This is a genomic window from Streptomyces sp. NPDC002935, from assembly GCF_040611295.1.
Classification (GTDB): domain Bacteria; phylum Actinomycetota; class Actinomycetes; order Streptomycetales; family Streptomycetaceae; genus Streptomyces.
In genome coordinates this window covers 1-3,209 of record NZ_JBEXNW010000089.1, presented here as the reverse complement: position 1 = coordinate 3,209, position 3,209 = coordinate 1, and the positions used below count along the sequence as shown (strand labels likewise).

The window sequence follows — 3,209 nt, the reverse complement described above, 5'->3', positions numbered from 1 at the left end:
CGCGGCGCCGGCGGCCGGCGGCGCGGTGGCGGCGGTCGGGGCCGGCCCGGTGCGGAACGTGGTCATGGACATGTTTCCCCCTGAGCTGCGTTGGCCTGGCGTCGGATGTGCTCGCTGAGCCAGGAAGATACAGACCACCCGGTTTAGTTTCTAGGCTTCGTCGCGAGGTCCTGCCCGCGGGAAATGGAGCAGTTTGCTCCGAATCGGCGCCCGGCCGGCGCCCCGGACCGCCTTCGCGGCCCGTGAGCTGGGGCGTCGGGTTTCGCCCCGCGCCGTCCCGGGCGCGGGGCGAGCGGACCTCGAGCGGCGCCACAGCGTTCCTCCAGTGTCCTGGCCGACGGTGACTTCACGGTCCTTGGGGTGAGGGGGTGATCGATGAGCAGCCAGAACGCCGTGCTCCGCATCGAGCGCGGACAGGCGGACGCGGCCGAACTCGCCGCCCTGACCGCGGTGCTGCTCGCGCTCCTGGGCGCGCGCGGCGAGGCCGCCGGCGGGGGCGGCGCACGGGCCGGCGGAGCGGCGGACCGGGGGGCGGGCGGGGGGCCGGACGGGGGGCCGGACGGGGCCGGCTCGTCCTGGTGGCGGCGGCCGGGGGAGTTCGTGCCGCCGGGCAGCTGGGCGGGCGGCGCCTCGAGCGGTTCTTGAGTAGAACAACTTTAAACCGCTTCAGCGGTTTGTTACTGTCCACGTACGGACCCGGGGCGGGACCTCCTCGGCCTTGTCCCAGGAGGGGACCTGACATGACGATGACGACGGCCGCCCCGCGGCCCGGGCCGCAGGGCGGCGCGGATGCGCGCGGGCGGGTGGCGGAACTGCACGCGATCCGCGCCCGGGCGGCGGCGGGCCCCGGCGCGCAGGCGACCGCGGCGCAGCACGCCAAGGGCAAGCTGACCGCCCGGGAGCGCATCGCGCTGCTGCTGGACGAGGGCTCCTTCCACGAGGTCGGGCAGCTGCGCCGGCACCGGGCGGCCGGGTTCGGGCTGGAGGCCAAGAGGCCCTACACCGACGGTGTCGTCACCGGCTGGGGCACGGTCGAGGGCCGTACCGTCTTCGTCTACGCGCACGACTTCCGCATCTTCGGCGGCGCGCTGGGCGAGGCCCACGCGGCGAAGATCCACAAGATCATGGACATGGCGGTGGCGGCCGGTGCGCCGCTGGTGTCGCTGAACGACGGTGCGGGTGCCCGGATCCAGGAGGGCGTGTGCGCGCTGGCCGGCTACGGCGGCATCTTCCGGCGCAACACCCGTGCCTCGGGCGTCATCCCGCAGATCTCGGTGATGCTCGGCCCGTGCGCGGGCGGCGCGGCCTACAGCCCGGCGCTGACCGACTTCGTGTTCATGGTCCGCGGCACCGCGCAGATGTTCATCACCGGACCGGACGTGGTCAGGGCGGTGACCGGCGAGGAGATCAGCCACGACGCGCTGGGCGGCGCGGACGTCCACGCGGCGGCCTCCGGGGTGTGCCACTTCGCCTACGACGACGAGCAGAGCTGTCTCGCCGAGGTCCGCTACCTGCTCTCCATGCTCCCGCAGAACAACCGCCACAGCCCGCCGCGCACCCCGTGCACCGACCCGCCCGCCCGGCGCGGCGAGGCGCTCGCGGGCCTGGTCCCGGCCGACGGCAGCCGCCCCTACGACATGGCCGAGGTCATCGCCGAACTCGTCGACGACGGCGACTTCCTGGAGGTCCACGAGCACTGGGCCCGCAACATCATCTGCGCGCTGGCCCGGCTGGACGGGCAGACCGTCGCGGTCGTCGCCAACCAGCCCCGGCACCTCGCGGGGGTGCTGGACATCGCGGCGTCCGAGAAGGCGGCCCGCTTCGTCCAGACGTGCGACGCCTTCAACATCCCGATCGTCACCCTGCTGGACGTGCCGGGCTTCCTGCCGGGCGTGGGCCAGGAGCACGGCGGCATCATCCGGCACGGCGCGAAACTGCTCTACGCGTACTGCAACGCCACCGTCCCGCGGATCTCGCTGATCCTGCGCAAGGCCTACGGGGGCGCCTACATCGTCATGGACTCCCAGTCCACCGGCGCCGACCTCACCTACGCCTGGCCCGCCAACGAGATCGCCGTGATGGGCGCCGAGGGCGCCGCCAACGTCATCTTCCGCCGCCAGATCGCCGAGGCCGCCGACCCCGAGGCGATGCGCGCCCGCATGGTCAAGGAGTACAAGGCCGAGCTGATGCACCCCTACTACGCGGCCGAGCGCGGCCTGGTCGACGACGTCATCGACCCCGCCGAGACCCGCGAGGTGCTGATCGCATCGCTCGCGATGCTGCGCACCAAGCACGCCGACCTGCCCTCCCGCAAGCACGGCAACCCGCCGCAGTAACGGAGCACCACGATGGCCAGACAAGAACGCGCGCAGCGCACGCGCGAGGCGCTGATCGACTCCGCCGCCGCGGTCTTCGACCGCGAGGGCTACAGCACCGCCTCCCTCACCGCGATCAGCAGCCGGGCCGGCGTGAGCAACGGAGCACTGCACTTCCACTTCGCCAGCAAGGCCGCCCTGGCCGACGCCGTCGAGGAGGCCGCCGCCCGCCGGCTGACCCGCATCACCGGGCACGGCGGGCAGCAGCCGGGCCGGGCCCTGCAGGGCCTGGTGGACGCCACGCACGCGCTGGCCGGCACCCTCCACGACGACGTCGTGCTGCGCGCCGGGTTCGCCCTGGGCTCCGAGAACGTCTGCACGGGCGAACGGGACCTGCGCCGGCAGTGGAAGCAGTGGGTCGAGTCGGCCCTCAAGCGCGCCGGCGGCGAGGGCGAACTCGCCGAAACGGTGGTGCCGCGCGACGCGGCGGTCGCCGTCGTCGCGGCGACCGTGGGCTTCGAGGTCCTGGGAGCACAGGACGGCGAATGGCTCTCCTGCCGCACCCTGACCCGGTTCTGGCGGCTGCTGCTGCCACGCCTGGCCGCACCGTCGTTTCTGGGACACCTGCAGGCGGCGGGCACCCCGGCAGGCCCCCCGCACGCGCCGGGCCCCGCACACCAGGACCCGGCCGCCGGCGCCACCGCCGGCCCCCCACGGACCCGCCCCGGACCCTGACCACCACCACGCCACCACAACCACCGCACCGCCCCGCCCCGCACCGCCCCCCGGCAGGCCCGGACACCGCGTCAGGGGCCGGACCGGCGCGGCGCGGTGCGGTGCGGTGCGGTGCGGTGCGGGGTGGGGCGGTGAAGACGCGCACCCCGCAGCCCGCCG

General features: G+C 74.5%; 3 protein-coding genes. All 3 read left to right on the top strand.

Features of this window, described 5'->3' with window-relative positions; all coding sequences use genetic code 11:
* Positions 1-375 precede the first annotated feature (375 nt).
* The 3 genes from ABZX90_RS43745 (at position 376) to ABZX90_RS43735 (ending at position 3,050) form a co-directional block, all read left to right on the top strand.
* Positions 376-645 (top strand): acyl-CoA carboxylase epsilon subunit, encoded by a 270-nt coding sequence (locus ABZX90_RS43745; RefSeq protein ID WP_355213722.1) that lies wholly within the window; start codon positions 376-378, stop codon positions 643-645.
* Between the two features lie 95 nt (positions 646-740).
* Positions 741-2,336 carry an acyl-CoA carboxylase subunit beta gene (locus ABZX90_RS43740; protein WP_355213721.1) on the top strand — a complete coding sequence of 532 codons (1,596 nt, stop codon included), beginning with the start codon at positions 741-743 and terminating at the stop codon, positions 2,334-2,336.
* A gap of 12 nt (positions 2,337-2,348) precedes the next feature.
* Complete coding sequence (locus ABZX90_RS43735; protein ID WP_351134906.1) at positions 2,349-3,050, top strand: ScbR family autoregulator-binding transcription factor; 702 nt, start codon at positions 2,349-2,351, stop codon at positions 3,048-3,050.
* Positions 3,051-3,209 lie beyond the last annotated feature (159 nt).

Coding starts and splice junctions, on each gene's coding strand:
- ABZX90_RS43740 (WP_355213721.1), top strand. CDS start 741: ATGACGATGACGACGGCCGCCCCGCGGCCCGGGCCGCAGGGCGGCGCG.
- ABZX90_RS43735 (WP_351134906.1), top strand. CDS start 2,349: ATGGCCAGACAAGAACGCGCGCAGCGCACGCGCGAGGCGCTGATCGAC.
- ABZX90_RS43745 (WP_355213722.1), top strand. CDS start 376: ATGAGCAGCCAGAACGCCGTGCTCCGCATCGAGCGCGGACAGGCGGAC.